The sequence below is a fragment of the Legionella rubrilucens genome (assembly GCF_001468125.1).
Taxonomy (GTDB): domain Bacteria; phylum Pseudomonadota; class Gammaproteobacteria; order Legionellales; family Legionellaceae; genus Legionella_C; species Legionella_C rubrilucens.
Window position 1 is genome coordinate 235,154 of the sequence record NZ_LNYT01000020.1, and the last position, 16,782, is coordinate 251,935.

The following is a 16,782-nucleotide window of genomic DNA, read 5'->3' on the forward strand; positions in this document are numbered from 1 at the left end:
AAATCATGAATCAACCATGTTATCTCGTTGCAGGTCTGGGTAAAACAGGGCAATCCATCGCCCGTTATCTCAAGCGGCGTAATGAACCGTTCATCGCGTTTGATACGCGAAATCAAGTCGAAGGACTGGCCGATTTCCACTCGGAGTTTCCTGGCGTTGACGTGTTTTTAGGGCAATTGCCATCGACCGTTTATCCTCATCTTAAAGCCGTCATTACCAGCCCCGGTGTGTCGCTTGAAGAACCCTTCCTGACGCAGGCCTGTGCAAGCGGTATTCCCGTGTACGGCGACATTGAATGCCTGGTGCGCGAAATCACAGCACCGGTGATTGCCATAACCGGAACCAACGGCAAATCCACCGTCACCATGCTGGTCGGCGAGATGGCTAAAGCCGCAGGAATCCATGCGGCGGTAGCCGGCAATATCGGCACGCCTGTTCTCGATTTGCTGGATAAGGGCATGGACTATGATTTATGGGTGCTTGAATTGTCGAGCTTTCAACTGGATTTAACCCATTCTTTGGCTGCAAAGGCGGCTACTGTTTTAAATGTCACGCCGGATCATCTTGACAGACACCATACCATGGCGGCTTATACCGAGTCCAAACAACGTATTTACAAACAGGCCGAGTTGCTGATTTACAATCGTGAGGACAAGGCAACGGTGCCTGAAACTGACGATGCTCAACGAACAAGCTTCGGGTTGGACAAGCCAGAGACGGGGCACTGGGGAATTGTTTATAACGGTAAAGACGCTTTTTTGGCCTATGGCGAAGAACGATGGCTTGCCGTGGACGAGTTGCGCATCAAAGGCACTCACAATTGGCAGAATGCCCTGGCCGCCTGTGCCTTAGCCAGGGCCGCAGGCATTGACCGGGAAGCCATCGTCACCGTATTAAAAACCTTTGCCGGGTTACCGCACCGTTGCCAGTGGGTAAGAACCCTGCACGGGGTGGACTGGATTAATGACTCCAAGGGAACCAATATCGGCGCCACCCAATCAGCGATTACCGGCATTGGCGGTGCCATGCCGGGTAAAATCGTGCTGATTGCCGGCGGTTTGGGTAAGGGAGCAGACTTTACTGCGTTACGTCAGTCCGTCAGTCAGTATGTACGCTCCATGGTGTTGATTGGTACGGATGCTGACAAGATTGAGAAGGCGGTGGGTGATTTATTGCCTGTCTCACGTGCTGCTTCGTTGGACGACGCGATTAATCAGGCGAAAGGTCAGGCTCAGGCGGGGGATGTGGTGCTGTTGTCGCCAGCCTGCGCCAGCATGGACATGTTTCGTGATTTTAATCATCGCGGTGAACTGTTTGCCAACCTGGTAGGGAAATTGTGAGCGCCATGCAACCCCGTCATTACACGCAACGTGGAAAACCAACCCACAAACCCTTAGCCCTTTACGACAAGTGGATGATGGGGGCGGTGCTCGGCCTGCTGATCATTGGTTTGATGATGGTGGCTTCCAGTTCCGTCATGATTTCCACCAAATATTATCATCAACCCTTTCATTTTCTCATTCGTCAATGCTGCTATCTGGCGGCCGGCTTTCTGGTGGCGCTGGTGGTGATGCGCATTGACAGCCAAATCTGGGAAAAACTGAGCATGCCGCTTCTACTGGCCTGTCTGGTGATGCTGATGCTGGTTTTAATCCCCGGTATCGGACGTTCCGTCAACGGCAGCCGCCGCTGGCTGGCTTTAGGTCCCATTGGCATTCAGGTGTCTGAATTGGCGAAAATGACCATGATTTTTTACGTGGCGGGCTATCTCGTTCGTCAACAAAAACAGATAGGCGCCAGTATTTTGGGTTTTATCAAGCCCATGATCATTCTGGGCATGGTCTCGGTCCTGTTGTTACTGGAGCCTGATTTTGGCGCCACTGTGGTCATCGCCGGTACCATCATGGCCATGCTCTTTTTAGCCGGGGTGAAACTGCGTTATTACATTGGTTTGGTGATCTTAGTCGGCTTCTGCCTTGCCATGCTGGCTGTGTCATCGCCTTACCGGGTCGCCCGATTAACCGCATTTCTCGATCCCTGGGCGGATCAATTTAACAGCGGTTATCAGTTGACCCAATCGCTGATTGCGTTTGGCCGTGGGGGCTGGCTGGGGACTGGCCTGGGGGATAGTGTTCAAAAATTATTTTATTTGCCGGAAGCGCACACGGATTTTCTATTTGCTGTGCTGGCTGAAGAATTAGGGTTGCTGGGCGTCCTGTTCGTATTAATTTTGTATAGTATACTGGTGCTTAGGGGACTGATGATTGGCTATACCGCCTTTTGTCAGGATCGGCTCTTCGCCGCATTTACGGCCTACGGCCTGACCTTTTGGTTAGGGTTGCAGGCCACAATTAACATGGGGGTCAATTCAGGTTTGCTGCCAACAAAGGGATTAACCTTGCCGCTTTTAAGTTATGGCGGTGCGAGTATGGTGGTTAATTGTGTGGTTATCGCATTGTTATTGCGGATTGATCATGAAAATCGTTGGCAATCTTTGGGATTGAGAAAGCCGACTTCATAACAAGGGGAACGTGGTGGACAGCTCAGGACAATTTCTTTCGCCAAGGATGGGGCGTGTAGAACAGATTCATTTCGTGGGGATTGGCGGTGCCGGCATGTGCGGCATTGCTGAAGTGCTTCATAATGAAGGTTATCGCATTACCGGATCGGATATCAGCGAAAACAAAGTGGTTGCCCGTTTGCAATCCCTGGGCATTTCGGTGGCCATTGGCCATCGTGTGGAAAACATCCAGGGAGCGGATGTCGTTGTGCGGTCCACTGCCGTCAGTTCCGATAATCCGGAAATCATTGCGGCCAAAGAACAGTTAATCCCGGTTATTCCACGCGCGGCCATGTTGGCTGAATTAATGCGTTTTCGTCACGGCATTGCCATCGCGGGTACGCACGGCAAAACCACCACCACCAGCTTAGTCAGCAGTCTTCTGGCTGAAGGCGGTCTGGATCCGAGTTATGTTATTGGCGGAAAGCTAAACAGTTCCGGCAGCAATGCGCAATTGGGGCATTCCGCTTATTTTGTGGCCGAAGCGGATGAAAGCGATGCCTCGTTTCTGTTCTTAAAGCCCATGATGGCGGTCGTGACCAACATTGACGCTGACCACATGAGCACGTATGAAGATAACTTTGACAAGCTGCGTAACACGTTTGTGGAATTTCTGCACCACCTGCCTTTCTATGGTCTTGCCGTGTTATGCCTTGAAGACGAAGAGGTTCGCCGTATCCTGCCGTTGATTCAGCGCCCGACCATGACGTATGGTTTTCGTGAGGAAGCCCATTACCGCGCTGTCAATTGGACTCAAACGGGTTTAAGCAGTGAATTTACGGTGTTAAGACCAAGGGGATTAAAGCCTCTGGACATTAAATTCCAGTGGCCGGGACGCCATAACGTGCTTAATGCTCTGGCAGCCATTGCGATTGCTTCTGAGCTCAATGTCAACGATGACGCCATTGTGTGCGGTCTGGCTAAATTCCAGGGCGTGGGGCGACGCTTCCAGATTTTAGGCGAGCGCCAGTTTGAACACGCCAGTGCGACAGTGGTTGACGATTACGGCCATCACCCGCAGGAGATTCGAACAACTCTTGATGCGTTCCGCCGCGTGTGGCCCGACAAGCGTCTGGTTCATATTTTTCAGCCGCACCGTTACAGCCGTACCAAAGATTTGTTTGATCAGTTTGTGGATGTATTAAGTATCGCTGAAGAATTATTGCTGCTGGATATTTATTCTGCCGGCGAAGAACCCATTCCCGGGATCAGCAGCGAAGCCTTGTTAAAGAAAATCCGCACCATCCGTCCCAATGCCCGACTGGTGAATGATCAGAACCTGGTCAAAACCCTGGATGAATTGATTGCCAATGGCGATGTTATCCTCATGCAGGGGGCTGGCAGTATAGGTCAGATGGCGCAAAATTTAATGCAAACCATGCGAGAACCAGCGTGAAAACAATCAACGGGTTAAATGGTCAGGGTGTTGCTTTCCAGGGGCAGTTGCTCAGCAATGAGCCATTGGCAGACTATACCACCTGGCGGGTGGGCGGGCTTGCCCGTCAACTTTACAAGCCGGCCGGCATTGATGATCTGGCCCTGTTTTTAAAGCACCTGCCAAGCAGCGAACCCTTGCTGTGGTTGGGGCTTGGAAGTAACTCCCTCATTCGCGACAGCGGGTTTGCAGGAACGGTGATCCTCACTCAGGGCTGCCTTAAAGAAGTCAGTCTGGTTGGTGATGATCTGGTGCGTGTTGAAGCCGGCGTTTCCTGCGCCACCATGGCCCGTTTCTGCGCCAGGAATCATTTAGCCGGCGGCGAATTCTGGGCCGGCATTCCAGGGACCATGGGCGGGGCCTTGCGTATGAATGCAGGCTGCTTCGGCGGTGAAACCTGGCAATCGGTTGTTGAGGTCGAAACCATGACCCGGCATGGCGAGAAACGGGTACGCAAACCGTCAGAGTTCGCTATTGCCTATCGCCATGTCGCGGGACTTGAGGATGAATGGTTTATTGCGGCCACCTGCCGGCTTTCACCCGGTGAAAAAGATAAATCACTGCAGATGATTAAAGAATTACTGGCTCGTCGTGCAGAAACGCAGCCGACGAATGAATACAATTGCGGCTCCGTATTCCGCAATCCTGCCGGCAATTTTGCCGCCCGCCTCATTGAAGAATGCGGTTTGAAAGGGAAACAACTGGGGGGGGCTGTGGTATCCACCAAGCACGCGAACTTTATTATCAATCACGAAGGCAATGCTTCGGCGCATGATATTGAATCATTGATTGAACTGGTGCAACAAACGGTTCATCAGCAGACCGCCGTCGAACTTATCCGTGAAGTACACATTATTGGAGACTAATCATGTCTGAACTGGTCAACCTGGCCTTACTTTATGGGGGCAAATCGGGGGAGCATGAGGTTTCCCTTGTTTCCGCGGCCTCCGTTTTAGCCCAGCTCGATGCCCGAAAGTATCGTATTATTCCTATCGGTATGGATAAAGAAGGGCGTTGTTATCTGAATGATTATCAGGAACTGCTGGCGCATAAAAACAGCTTACCGGTAAAGACCGCCTCCTCCCAGGCATTACCCAGCCTCCTGATTGATGGACGTTTGGCTGTGGATGCCGACGTGGTCTTTCCTGTTGTTCACGGTCCGCTGCATGAAGACGGTTGTTTACAGGGACTGCTTGAGTTGGCCGGTGTCGCCTATGTGGGATCGGATGTTCTGTCGTCAGCCATTGGCATGGACAAGGACATGGCACGTCGCCTTGCCTGCGATGCGCGTATCCGCTCCGCTCGTTACCGTCTTTTATCCTGGCACAGCAATGCGGCCGAACGTCAACAATTCTGCCAGGATGTGGCGTCGGATTTTGGCTGGCCTTTGTTTGTCAAGCCCTGTTCATTAGGTTCCAGTGTAGGTATTCACAAAGCGAAGACGATGGCCGAACTCGCTCATGCTGTCGAGGATGCGTTACGCTACGATGAGACCATTCTGGTCGAAGAGTTTATTCAAGGGCGTGAAATTGAATTGTCCGTACTTGAAAACACTAATCCTTCCGCTTCGCCGCGGGTCAGTATTGCCGGTGAGATTTGTGTCCATCATGCGGATGGTTTTTATTCCTACGCGGCAAAATACATCGAAAGCGCCGCCACGGATCTTCATGTTCCTGCTCAATTGGATAATTCCCTGTTGAACGAGTTACAAGCCATTGCCGGCGAGATATTTACCCGCTTAAAATGTAAGGGCATGGCGCGTGTGGATTTCTTTGTCAATGACAAAACGGGTGATATATATTTTAATGAAATCAATACCTTGCCCGGTTTTACGCCCATCAGCATGTATCCCAAATTATGGCAGGCCAGCGGGCTTGGTTACCCTGAGCTGCTGGAGGAATTGATTTCCCTTGCCAGGATACATCATCGTTGCAGGGAGCAACTGGTAACCAATTACCAATAATTGAGGTCGATGGATGGACGGAAGCGGTAAGGGGCAGTTAGGTTATGCCGGCGTGCTGACGCTGTTGGTCGCCTGCGCGCTTTTTTTAGGGGCGCGGCTTGTTTATGTCTTTATCGCTGATCCTGGGCGTTTTCCAGTCAATACCATTAAAATTGCAGCAACCTACCAGCACGTTTCCCATCAGCAACTGGAAGAAATACTATCCAGATACCTGGATGCGAGCTTTTTTTCATTGTCGGTCAATCAATTGCATGCCGAATTAAGCGCCCTGGAGTGGGCAGCACAGGTGGAAATCGAGCGAATTTGGCCGGATACCTTAAAAATTACGCTGGTGGAAAAAGAACCGGTGGCGACCTGGAATGACGCCATGTTAACTAAGGATGGCGAGACATTTAACGGGGGCCAGGTGGATGATTCTACCCTGCCTCATTTACGAGGGCCTGCGAATCAACAGCAGGAAGTCTTACAAGTTTACAAAAAAATGAGTAAGATATTATCAATCTATGGCTTGCACGCCGCCTCGCTGGAATGGCGCGACAACCATGCTTGGGACCTCACTCTGGCAAATGGTGTACAGTTACGCCTGGGAAAACGAGATCTAGAAATGCGAATTACACGATTCTGTAAAGCATATCCTGCTGTTTTTGCAGATAAACCGGAGCAGTTGGCAAGTGTTGATTTACGGTATCCGCGCGGCATGGCGGTGCAATGGAAAAAATAAGCGGGAAGATAATGGCAAAAAAATCAGAAAAAAACATCATCACCGGTTTGGATATTGGCACCTCAAAAGTTGTTGCCTTAGTGGGCGAAATCACGGCTGACGGAACCATTGAAGTCATTGGCATAGGGCGCCACCCTTCCCGCGGCCTCAAACGAGGTGTGGTCGTGGACATTGAGGCCACGGTCAATTCCATTCAGCGTGCCGTCCAGGAAGCGGAATTAATGGCGGGTTGTGAAGTCCGTACAGTGTTTGCCGGAATTGCCGGCAGTCATATCCGCAGCCTCAATTCGCACGGCATTGTTGCCATCCGCGATCAGGAGGTGTCCCAGGCGGATGTTGAGCGGGTGATTGATGCGGCCAAGGCCGTTGCCATCCCGGCGGATCAGAAAATTCTCCACATTCTGCCCCAGGAATTCATTATTGATAATCAGGGAAGCATTCGCGAACCCGCCGGCATGGCCGGTGTCCGGCTTGAGGCGCGGGTTCACATTGTGACGGGTGCCGTCAGCGCCGCGCAAAACATCGCCAAATGCGTGCGCCGTTGCGGACTCGAAGTCAGCGACATTATTCTTGAACAATTAGCCTCCAGCCATGCCGTATTAACGGATGATGAAAAGGAATTGGGCGTGTGCCTGATTGATATCGGCGGCGGGACAACCGACATTGTTGTTTTTGCCGAAGGAGCTATCCAGTACACAGCGGTAATCCCTATTGCCGGCGATCAGGTCACGAATGACATCGCCATGGCATTGCGGACACCGACGAAAGCAGCAGAAGCCATCAAGGTCAAACACGCCTGTGCCATGCCTGAACTGGCCAGTGCCAATGAAATGATTGAAGTCACCAGCATGAATGATAATCGCCCTGGCCGTAAAATTTCAGCCAAGGCTCTGTCGGATGTCGTGTCCGCCCGTTACGAGGAATTATTTACTCTGGTCAGAAATGAATTGCGCCGCAGCGGGTTTGAGCAGCGCCTGGCGGCCGGCATGGTCATGACCGGCGGTGGTTCAAGCGTCATGGGGGCTATCGAGTTGGCGGAGATGTGTTTTGAAATGCCGGTACGCCATGGGTGTGCTCACCATGTGTCAGGATTGGCAGAAGCGACAGTAAACCCTTCTTTAGCCACAGGAGTTGGTTTATTATTGCACGGATACCAACAGCAGTATGAAGGCGGTTATGCAGTTCCGGCATTGAATGTCAGCGGTAAAGGGCTCTGGTCTCGCATGAGAGAATGGTTTCAAGGTAATTTTTAAATTACCCACAGAATAATAAGAATTGAAGAGGGGAGAGGCAGTAATGTTTGAACTAATGGAAAGCCAAGATAACAGTGCCGTCATTAAGGTTGTGGGTGTTGGCGGCGGCGGTGGTAATGCGCTGGAGCACATGGTCGCTGAAAATATTGACGGTGTAGAGTTTATTTGCGCGAACACCGATGCACAGGCATTGAAAAATTCCAATGCTAAAATTCATATCCAACTCGGTGATAACCTGACGAAAGGCCTGGGTGCCGGCGCCAACCCACGCATTGGCCGCGAAGCGGCTGAAGAAGACCGCGAGCGTATCCGTGAAGTGCTTGAAGGCGCAGACATGGTCTTTATTACGGCCGGTATGGGCGGTGGTACTGGTACGGGAGCGGCTCCAGTGTTTGCCGAAGTCGCCAAAGAGTTAAACATCTTAACCGTGGCGGTGGTAACCAAACCGTTCTCGTTTGAAGGCAAACAGCGTGCCTTGGCGGCTGAAGAAGGTATTCGTCGTCTGGCTGAACATGTCGATTCATTAATTACTATCCCTAACAATAAACTGCTCAGCGTGCTTGGCAAAAACATCAGTCTGCTCAACGCCTTTAAAGCCGCTAACAACGTCTTGCTGGGTGCGGTAAAAGGGATTTCCGATCTGATCACCCGCCCTGGTCTGATTAACGTCGATTTTGCTGACGTTCGTACCGTAATGTCTGAAATGGGCATGGCGATGATGGGTACCGGCAGTGCCACGGGCGAACAGCGCGCCCGCCAGGCCGCTGAAGCGGCGATTGCTTCACCTTTGCTTGAAGACGTTAACTTCTCCGGGGCAAAAGGGATTCTGGTGAACATCACCGCGGGTCTTGACATGTCCATCGGCGAATTTGAAGAAGTGGGCGATGTAGTGAAAGAATTCATTTCCGATGATGCGACGGTGGTGGTCGGAACCGTGATTGATCCCGACATGACGGATGAGATGAGGGTGACAGTGATTGTAACAGGCCTTGGCGACTCACGTCCGCGTGGCCAACAGCAATCGGCTTCAAGCCAACAACCGGCCAAATCCCGTTTTGCGGAGTCTACCCGCAGCGACGGATCCCTTGATTATCACCAACTTGATCGTCCGGCTGTGATTCGCAAGCAGGCCGCAGCCCCTGCAGCGACCACCTCAACCAAGGCCGTATCAGAGTCTGTACCGGATGTTGATTACCTTGATATACCAGCGTTTCTTCGCCGACAAGAAGAGCAAGTTGATTAAATAATGGACGGCCTTCGGGCCGTTTTTTGTGGAAAAGCATGAAAAAATTAGACTAATCAAACAATTGCTGTTATGATTTGGTCGTTTATTGCGCGTCAACAAAAGGGTATCGAGAAAAGGTGATCATTGCATGATAAAACAAAGAACTCCTAAGAAAGTAATTCAAGCAACAGGTGTAGGCTTGCATTCAGGCGAAAAAGTTCTTCTTACTCTGCGCCCGGCACCCATCAATACCGGTATTGTTTTCAGACGCACCGATTTAAATCCACCCGTTGAAATTCCTGCTTCCTACGACAACGTGGGCGATACCATGCTCTGCACCTCCCTGCACCGAAACGGTGTGAAGGTCGCAACCGTTGAGCATCTGCTCTCAGCGCTGGCTGGATTGGGCATTGATAATGCCTATGTGGATGTCAATGCGCCAGAAATCCCCATCATGGATGGCAGCGCGGCTCCCTTTGTCTTTTTAATTCAATCCGCGGGAATCCGTGAACAGAGCGCTGCCAAGCGTTTTATCCGCATATTGAAACCCATACGCGTGGAAGACAAGGACAAATACGTCCAGTTTTTGCCGTACAATGGCTATAAAATCTCATTTACCATCGATTTTGATCATCCAGCATTTAACGGCCGGCCGCAAAAAGCGAGCTTCGATTTTTCCGATACGTCCTATGTAAAAGAAGTATGCCGCGCCAGAACCTTTGGCTTCTTGTCCGATTATGAAAAACTGCGTGAAAATGATTTAGCGAAAGGCGGCAGCATGGACAATGCCATTGTGGTTGACGATTACCGCGTGCTCAATGATGACGGCTTGCGCTTCGAAGGTGAATTTGTCGCTCACAAGGTCCTTGATGCCATTGGCGATTTGTATTTACTAGGATGCGGCCTGATTGGCGCGTTTGAAGGCTACAAATCCGGGCATGAGTTGAACAATCGCCTGCTCAGGGAATTGATGGTTCGTCAGGATGCCTGGGAATACACCTATTTTGATGCTGAAAATTACCAACCCGCGGTTGTTCCTGATTTCTTCCCTGTTGAAGCCTAAACACAAGGCTTTGCTTCTGCAGCGATCGCCCATGCCAATGCGCCGCTAGGTTTTATTGTCCTGTGCCAGTTTGTAAAGCGCTTCCTGAAGCGGCGGATAAAGACAGGTTTCTCCCGCCTGTTGAATGGCTGTACGCGCCTTGTCAGACAGCGGCCGGCATTTTCTTTTGATACCCGAACTTAATTCAACTTCAGGCTCGATAATTTTAATCTGAATGGACAGAAGCTGATAAAACCCTGCCTCTTTGCGCAACCGATCACGCAACGTCGGAAGCTCGTAGCGTAGCGGTGTAGCAAAGGCAGGATCGGTCAGTGCCAGAACCAGACAGCCACGATTGAAACTGCCCACGGTGCAATGAGCATGAAGCGAAGGACTCAAATACAATTTCAGCTTGTCACTCAACTCATTGAGCTTCATGCTCTGTTCGCAGAGAGCAGCGAGTTGTTTATTCAGGCATTGATTAACGGGGCGCATACGGACAGGTAGCCGGATTAGGATGAACCGATCTGGGAGCATAGCAAATTTATTGCATCTCCTCTATGATATGGCAATAAGAATAATGAGGATACCAATGAAGGAAAAAGCCGATACGAATGTTGTCTATGAAGCAGGACTCCATTTAGTCCTTTTTTTCTGGCCGGCGATGCTGGCATTGGCGGGCATGCTCATCGGTATCGAGTTTGAACAATTAAAAGTGTTGTCTCTGTTCGTTGTTCTTTTCGCCTTAGCCTGGATAGGGATTACCTGGGTGACTTATCATTTTTCATCCCTGACCATTAAAAAAAAGCAGGTTATATTGCGCACGGGCGTGCTGGTGCGCCAGACTGTGGATATTCCGCTGACTAAAATTGAAACCATTGACATCCGCCAGTCCATCTTAGGCAGTCTGTTACGCTACGGGTCGCTCGTTATTACCGGAACAGGCGGAACACGCTATTTAATCAATTACCTGGATAAACCCTTAACCTGTCGACGTTACATCGAACAATTAATGAATGAGCAATAAGTCGCACCCTTTACCTGCCGTGTTTAAACCGACATGCCAGCCGCAGTCGTAAACCATTGGGCCATGCCCTTTCTCCCTGAGCCACTAGTGTGGGTGACGTCATTAAACCAGGGGCTTCAGCACCACAATGAACTGGTGTGTTTACAGAATGGCAGCCTGTGGGTGGCCAAATTGTTTGCTTCATCGACCTGGTTGGGACTTACCCAACCAGAGCATCTTGAATTCACAGAGGAATTGGCGGCGGAAGTGGCCACCCGTCTGGCCCTGACACAGCGAGCATTGCGTCCGCATGCCTCTGGCTTTCTTATCCCGGTGGGGAACCGGGTGGGTTTGCTCAAGCCCTATTGTCCCGGCAAAATCCACGAGCGATCATCACGCCATCGGGCAATCTGTTCAGGCAGAGCGCTGGCCGCCCTTCACCAATTGGGATTTAAGCATCTTAAGGCACAACCCTTTCCTGCCATCGAAGTCGATGACGCATCCGCCTTGAGTTGGGTTTCCTCCCTGATCGACGAATGCAATCAGCAACGCAATCACCGTGACCATGAGTGGGTGATCAGCCATCGCGACCTGCACAGCCACAACATTGTTTGGCAGGACAACCAACGCCTGTGTCTGCTGGATTGGGAAAGTGCAGGGTTAATTCACCCGTTTGTGGAATTACTGGGCCTTGCACTGAATTGTGCCGGCGTGGTAGAACATCGCTTTGAGGCTTCGTTATACACGGCTGTGTTGAAAGGGTATTTTGAACGCGCATCGCACCGGCATCATGCCGATGATATCCTGTGGCGCCAGATTTTTCATAGCTGGCTGCTCTGGTATGCCTACTGTCTGAAACAGGGAAAACACCAGGAGGTGGAGGCGATCCTTACCACAATCAGTCATTTACAGAAATTACTTCCCTCCCTGAAAGCAATCTATAACACGATAAGCGAGACGTGAAAAATGAAACGAATTGATTTTCGAAGCGATACGGTCACCCAGCCGACTGCAGGCATGATGAAAGCGATGATGGATGCAGAGTTAGGCGACGATGTGTTTGGCGAAGATCCGACTGTCAAAACGCTTGAGTCCATCCTCGCTGAGCATACCGCGATGGAAGCGGCTGTTTTTGCGCCATCGGGCACCCAGACTAACCTGATGGCCATCATGGCGCATTGTGAGCGCGGCGATGAATACATTGTCGGTCAGACAGCGCATACCTACATGTGGGAAGGCGGGGGTGCTGCTGCATTGGGCAGTGTGCAGCCGCAACCCCTTGATTTTGAGCGGGATGGAACCTTGTCGCTGTCTAAAGTAGCCATGGTTATCAAGCCTGTGGAAGATCATCATCCACGCAGCCGGCTGTTGTGCCTGGAAAATACCCTGTCCGGTAAAGCCTTACCGCTCGACTACCTGAAGACCATCCCTTCTTTTTGCCGCGAACACGGTTTAAGCGCGCATTTGGATGGTGCACGGGTGTTTAACGCGGTGGTGGATTCCGGGGTTGAGCTCCACGAAATCAGCCAGCACTTCGACTCCATTTCCATCTGCCTGTCCAAAGGATTAGGGGCGCCCGTAGGCTCGGTTTTATGCGGCTCCCGCGAGCTGATTCGTAAAGCACGGCGTTGGCGCAAGGTACTGGGCGGCGGCATGCGGCAGGCGGGATTACTCGCCGCAGCCGGAATTTACGCACTCGAGCATCACGTGGCGCGGTTACAAGAGGACCATGATCACGCCCTGCTGCTGGCCGAGCAATTGGCAGGGATTGAACACATTCAGGTGGATAGCGTTTCAACCAATATTCTTTTCGTTAAAGTGAATGAGTCCTACCCGCAACTGCAGGCTCATCTTCACAGCCAGGGCATCCTTTGGCCAAAAAATCCCAACAAAAGCGGCCAGTTACGTTTAGTCACCCATTTGGACATTCACCGCGTCGACATCGAACGAACCATTCAGGAAGCAAAAAAGTTCTATACTCAATCTAGGAGTTGAGCGTCCAAGGCGAGGCGATATGAAACGATTGATGATGCTGGCTGGCCTGTTAATGGCGTTAAGCCCAATGGCTGTCCAGGCCATGCGTTGCCAGCAATCCTTAGTTTATGAAGGCGACACCAAATTTGCCGTACTTAAAAAATGCGGTGAGCCTTTGGCTAAAGAAATCCGCGAAGATCGGCAGTTGCTGCTGGATGCCTGGGGTAACCCGGTGGGTGAAAGCATCCGGCAAATTGAGGTATGGACATACCAGAATTCCCCCAACGAGTTTGTCTACGAACTGACGTTTGAAAATGGCCGGGTGAAAAGCATTGATGCCAGCCGTCATTAGCCCGTTAACCCATTCGCAGCGGGGATTCTGAAAGGGCATCAGGCGCCATTTGTCTGATTTGCTTGTCGGAGCTTTCCTGCATTAACGTAATCGCGGTTTTTCCCTGATGGTTTTTTAGGGTGACATCGGCCCCGTAATCAATGAACATTTCAATGACCTCATGCCGGTGGGGTAGGGTATTGTCTTGAATCAAAGCCATCAACGGCGTATTGCTGTCTCTGGAAAGGGGGTCAACCCGAGCCCCATGCTCAAGCAGGCTGGCTAAGGGGGCAAGGCAGCGATTGCTGATTAGGTAATGCAAAAACGGTTGGCCATGAATGTGAAGGTTATCAATGAGTTCCGGCCTGCATTGACGCAGGAGCAGCTGATATAAACGTTCATCGTAAGACAGAGCCAGTTTCACTAAAAGTTGTTGCAGGATTTGACGATCAGACGCTTGCGATAAGTCAAACTGATACTGACTGATAAGTAAGCGGTAACATTCCCGTTGTTCCTGAATCCCCCAGGGCGAATCGGCAAGCAGTTCAAAAACGGTTTTACCGCCTGCCGTAACCTGCCGCACATCCGCACCGGCACTGATTAATTTTCGCAAGGCCAGGGCATTGGCCTGTTCGGACGCATGATGAATGGCCGCCATGCCCGTGGCATCAAGACGATGGAGGATGCCGTTTAAGCGGGCAATCACTACGTCCATGCACCGGGAATGGCTGAGAAAAGCCACTTTCAATGGGGTTTTCGCATAACCGCAGGTGATGAACAGCGAGGCACCATGATCCAGCAGGGTCAGAATAATGGCCTCACTGCCGGTTTGCAGGGCATCAATCAACGGCAGGGTGTCAGAAACGATCGTATTGACATCGATTTTTGCTTGAGACAGCAGGCGTTGAATGAACGGCAGATCGTCTTTTTGAATGGCCTCCAGTAACAAACCGATTAACTGCCTGGCATTTGGATGAGCCAGTGCGGCCTGAAGAATGTCATTTTCGTTATTACGATAAGCTTGACGAATAAAACCGCTTAACTCATGAAGAGCAATGTCCGGTGAGGCTAAAAACAAGCCCAGGGCGTCATAAAAATGACTGTCTAAGGCCATTTTAATGGCTGAGCGGCCTGAGCGATCCCTGGCGTGAATGTCACAAAAGCCATCGTTAAGCAGTCTTCTGATGGCGGGTAAACTGCGCGTCATGACGGCAATGTGCAAGGGGGTAAACTGGTTGGCTGATTGCTGCTGAAACCGGATCGCATCGGCCCGGCTTTTTGGGAATTCCTTTTCATCAAAAACAACAAAGGTCGACAGCTTAAGTTCATTAATGTCTTTCTGAAAACAAAAAACAGTGATGAGATAATTCGCCTGAGCCCCCGCGCCTTCAAACCAGTCCCGTAATTGCCGACTGACTGCCGGGGCGTGGGTACTTCCCTGTAATTTAAACGTAAAATTGCTGTCGTAATAAGCCAGCGAAAGGGCCTTTTCATTGTAGGCGGACGTGGTATGTCTCTCACCCATGAATTCAATGTGAATGCCGGCTGGCATACGAGTCATGTAGGAAAGAATTTCCAGAAGTTCCGCCTCGCCTCGCACATAATTAAAGGGTTTTCCCTGTTCATCCCGGTTGTGTTCAGGTTCTACATAGAGAAGATGATACTGACTGTTTTCCTGCGAAACCCCCTTAATCAGGTCAAATTGTTTCTGGCGATCCGTTTGTCGCAGCGAATCAATCGTTCGGAGTCCGGTGTGTTGGAACCAAAAGAGATCATTCGTCCATTGTTCAAACAATTCATCCAGGTTTTTATACCAGGCGGCCTGGGGCAGTGTCGGATGAAAAGGCTTGAATAAATCGTCCTCGCTGCCATTCCAGCGGCTCATCAAGGCTAAGGTCGCAAAATAATAATCCCCCCGCTCGGCATAAAGGGAATGAAGAAAGGAAAACCCGTGGCAGTGGCCGTCGCGATCAAAATAACGGGTATCGCGGTAGTTGAGCTTCAGGCGGTAAAGCATGTTATCCAATACGGCGGCCTGATGGATGGGGACCGGGAGATGGCCATAAGCCGCGTTCTGTTTAATCGACGTTAAATCCTGTCCTTCCGCCAGCAGGGGCAGCCATTCATCGCGCTGGTGCTGAAGGGCAAGATCAAAGGGGGTAAAACCGTACATGTTCCTGTGATGACGCAGAGCCGAAAATCCCGGCAGACCAAGCAGGTCGCTCACAAAAGGACAGCCGCTTTTCACAGCAAGGTGAAGAAGGCTATTACCAATTAAGTCATTATGCAGGCAGGTTGCGCCAAGCGTCAATAATCGTTCGGTTGTGCCTTTGTCGTGATGGATGATGGCATAACTTAAGGCAGTGTTTTTTAAGCCGTCCTGTTGATTAATGGCCACATTTTGGCTTAATAAATAATCAATAACGCGGCCATGGCGATTTTTTACTGCTTCAATCAATGCCGTTGTCCCACCCGGTGCACTGATGGCCCCCGCCTCTTCAAGCAGGTATTTCACAGTGTCCAATTGATCATTGGCTGCCGCAACGGCCAATAAGGGATTAACGATTTCGGGCGGTAAGGCGTGTTGCCTGATGGCTGATTTCAGAAAAGAGGTATCGCCCGTTTCAGCCGCCCGTGTTAATGAGGCCGGATGGATTTCGTCCTTTTGTTTGAAAAATTGACCGCTGCAGCGTGGCGTGCGGTAGTTTCTGGCTGAAGGGAAAGCGGCTTTTAACCACTGCGCAATCACCTCTTTAAACCAGGCGGTTTGTTCAGGATTTCTCCGGCATTGGCTTAAATGGACATCGCTGCAATCCGCGTTCTCCATGAACAGCTTTTGTGCTGCTGCCAATTGACCGTTTTCCAGAGCCAGATGAATGGCTTGCTGGGAGAGATTATTCTTTATATCGATGTCGATGTTGTTTTTCAAGCATTCCCTGATCTTATCCAGGTCTCCCAATGCGGCAGCATAATGCAATAACGAGTTACCGTGGACATCGGTAAAATTGAAATCGGTTTTGTAGAGGGAATAAGGCGGATAGGGATGGGCTGCTTCAAAAGCGCGCCGTTTAAGGATCAAGGCTTTTAATTGATTAAATCGCTGTAAATCACGGGTATGGGTTTGCGATGGGTTTATTGGCATGGGAGTAACTCGCAAGCACAAGGTGCAAAAATGATGGATTATAGCTCATTTTGTTCATGAAGGGATGAAAAGCCGTTGACCTAAGCGATTGATCCCCCTCGAAATTCTCCAATCATCTGTTAAACTGATT

Annotated in this window: 15 protein-coding genes; 13 read left to right on the forward strand and 2 right to left on the reverse strand. The window is 50.7% G+C overall.

Annotation, left to right across the window (positions count from 1 at the left end; translation table 11 throughout):
• Window positions 1-5: 5 nt before the first annotated feature.
• The 9 genes from murD to lpxC all read left to right on the forward strand — a co-directional run bounded on the left by murD (window position 6) and on the right by lpxC (window position 10,220).
• Entirely contained in the window at window positions 6-1,340 is a 1,335-nt protein-coding gene (gene murD, locus Lrub_RS08840; RefSeq protein WP_058531813.1) for a UDP-N-acetylmuramoyl-L-alanine--D-glutamate ligase, read from the forward strand.
• 5 nt (window positions 1,341-1,345) lie between these two features.
• Window positions 1,346-2,521, forward strand: a complete 1,176-nt coding sequence (gene ftsW, locus Lrub_RS08845; RefSeq protein WP_058532266.1) for a putative lipid II flippase FtsW — start codon at window positions 1,346-1,348, stop codon at window positions 2,519-2,521.
• Between the two features lie 13 nt (window positions 2,522-2,534).
• A complete protein-coding gene (gene murC / locus Lrub_RS08850) occupies window positions 2,535-3,956 on the forward strand; it encodes a UDP-N-acetylmuramate--L-alanine ligase (protein WP_058531814.1) in 1,422 nt (473 codons plus the stop codon).
• Window positions 3,953-4,861, forward strand: coding sequence for a UDP-N-acetylmuramate dehydrogenase (murB, locus tag Lrub_RS08855; RefSeq protein ID WP_058531815.1), 909 nt, complete (start codon window positions 3,953-3,955; stop codon window positions 4,859-4,861). Before murC ends, murB begins: the two co-directional genes overlap by 4 nt.
• Before the next feature lie 2 nt (window positions 4,862-4,863).
• Complete coding sequence (locus Lrub_RS08860) at window positions 4,864-5,958, forward strand: D-alanine--D-alanine ligase family protein (RefSeq protein WP_058531816.1); 1,095 nt, start codon at window positions 4,864-4,866, stop codon at window positions 5,956-5,958.
• 13 nt (window positions 5,959-5,971) lie between these two features.
• Entirely contained in the window at window positions 5,972-6,679 is a 708-nt protein-coding gene (locus tag Lrub_RS08865) for a cell division protein FtsQ/DivIB (RefSeq protein ID WP_058531817.1), read from the forward strand.
• Between the two features lie 11 nt (window positions 6,680-6,690).
• A complete protein-coding gene (gene ftsA, locus Lrub_RS08870) occupies window positions 6,691-7,932 on the forward strand; it encodes a cell division protein FtsA (protein ID WP_058532267.1) in 1,242 nt (413 codons plus the stop codon).
• A gap of 43 nt (window positions 7,933-7,975) precedes the next feature.
• On the forward strand, window positions 7,976-9,175 hold the full coding sequence (ftsZ, locus tag Lrub_RS08875) for a cell division protein FtsZ (RefSeq protein WP_058531818.1): 1,200 nt from the start codon (window positions 7,976-7,978) through the stop codon (window positions 9,173-9,175).
• A gap of 130 nt (window positions 9,176-9,305) precedes the next feature.
• Complete coding sequence (gene lpxC, locus Lrub_RS08880) at window positions 9,306-10,220, forward strand: UDP-3-O-acyl-N-acetylglucosamine deacetylase (protein ID WP_058531819.1); 915 nt, start codon at window positions 9,306-9,308, stop codon at window positions 10,218-10,220.
• A 45-nt stretch (window positions 10,221-10,265) separates the two neighbouring features.
• On the opposite strand, the gene Lrub_RS08885 is transcribed toward lpxC, so the two are convergent.
• Window positions 10,266-10,736 (reverse strand): DciA family protein, encoded by a 471-nt coding sequence (locus Lrub_RS08885; protein WP_337589126.1) that lies wholly within the window; start codon window positions 10,734-10,736, stop codon window positions 10,266-10,268.
• A gap of 55 nt (window positions 10,737-10,791) precedes the next feature.
• Here Lrub_RS08885 and Lrub_RS08890 point away from each other — a divergent pair, with 55 nt between their 5' ends.
• From Lrub_RS08890 to Lrub_RS08905, 4 genes are read left to right on the forward strand one after another with little or no spacing between them, the layout of a single operon-like run.
• Window positions 10,792-11,226: a PH domain-containing protein gene (locus Lrub_RS08890; RefSeq protein WP_058531821.1), complete on the forward strand. Its 435-nt coding sequence runs from the start codon at window positions 10,792-10,794 to the stop codon at window positions 11,224-11,226.
• Window positions 11,227-11,259: 33 nt separating this feature from the next.
• A complete protein-coding gene (locus Lrub_RS08895) occupies window positions 11,260-12,168 on the forward strand; it encodes a phosphotransferase (protein ID WP_082651480.1) in 909 nt (302 codons plus the stop codon).
• A 3-nt stretch (window positions 12,169-12,171) separates the two neighbouring features.
• Window positions 12,172-13,200, forward strand: a complete 1,029-nt coding sequence (gene ltaE / locus Lrub_RS08900; protein WP_058531823.1) for a low-specificity L-threonine aldolase — start codon at window positions 12,172-12,174, stop codon at window positions 13,198-13,200.
• 19 nt (window positions 13,201-13,219) lie between these two features.
• Window positions 13,220-13,531: a DUF2845 domain-containing protein gene (locus Lrub_RS08905; RefSeq protein ID WP_058531824.1), complete on the forward strand. Its 312-nt coding sequence runs from the start codon at window positions 13,220-13,222 to the stop codon at window positions 13,529-13,531.
• 4 nt (window positions 13,532-13,535) lie between these two features.
• On the opposite strand, the gene Lrub_RS08910 is transcribed toward Lrub_RS08905, so the two are convergent.
• Window positions 13,536-16,652, reverse strand: coding sequence for an ankyrin repeat domain-containing protein (locus tag Lrub_RS08910; protein ID WP_058531825.1), 3,117 nt, complete (start codon window positions 16,650-16,652; stop codon window positions 13,536-13,538).
• Window positions 16,653-16,782 lie beyond the last annotated feature (130 nt).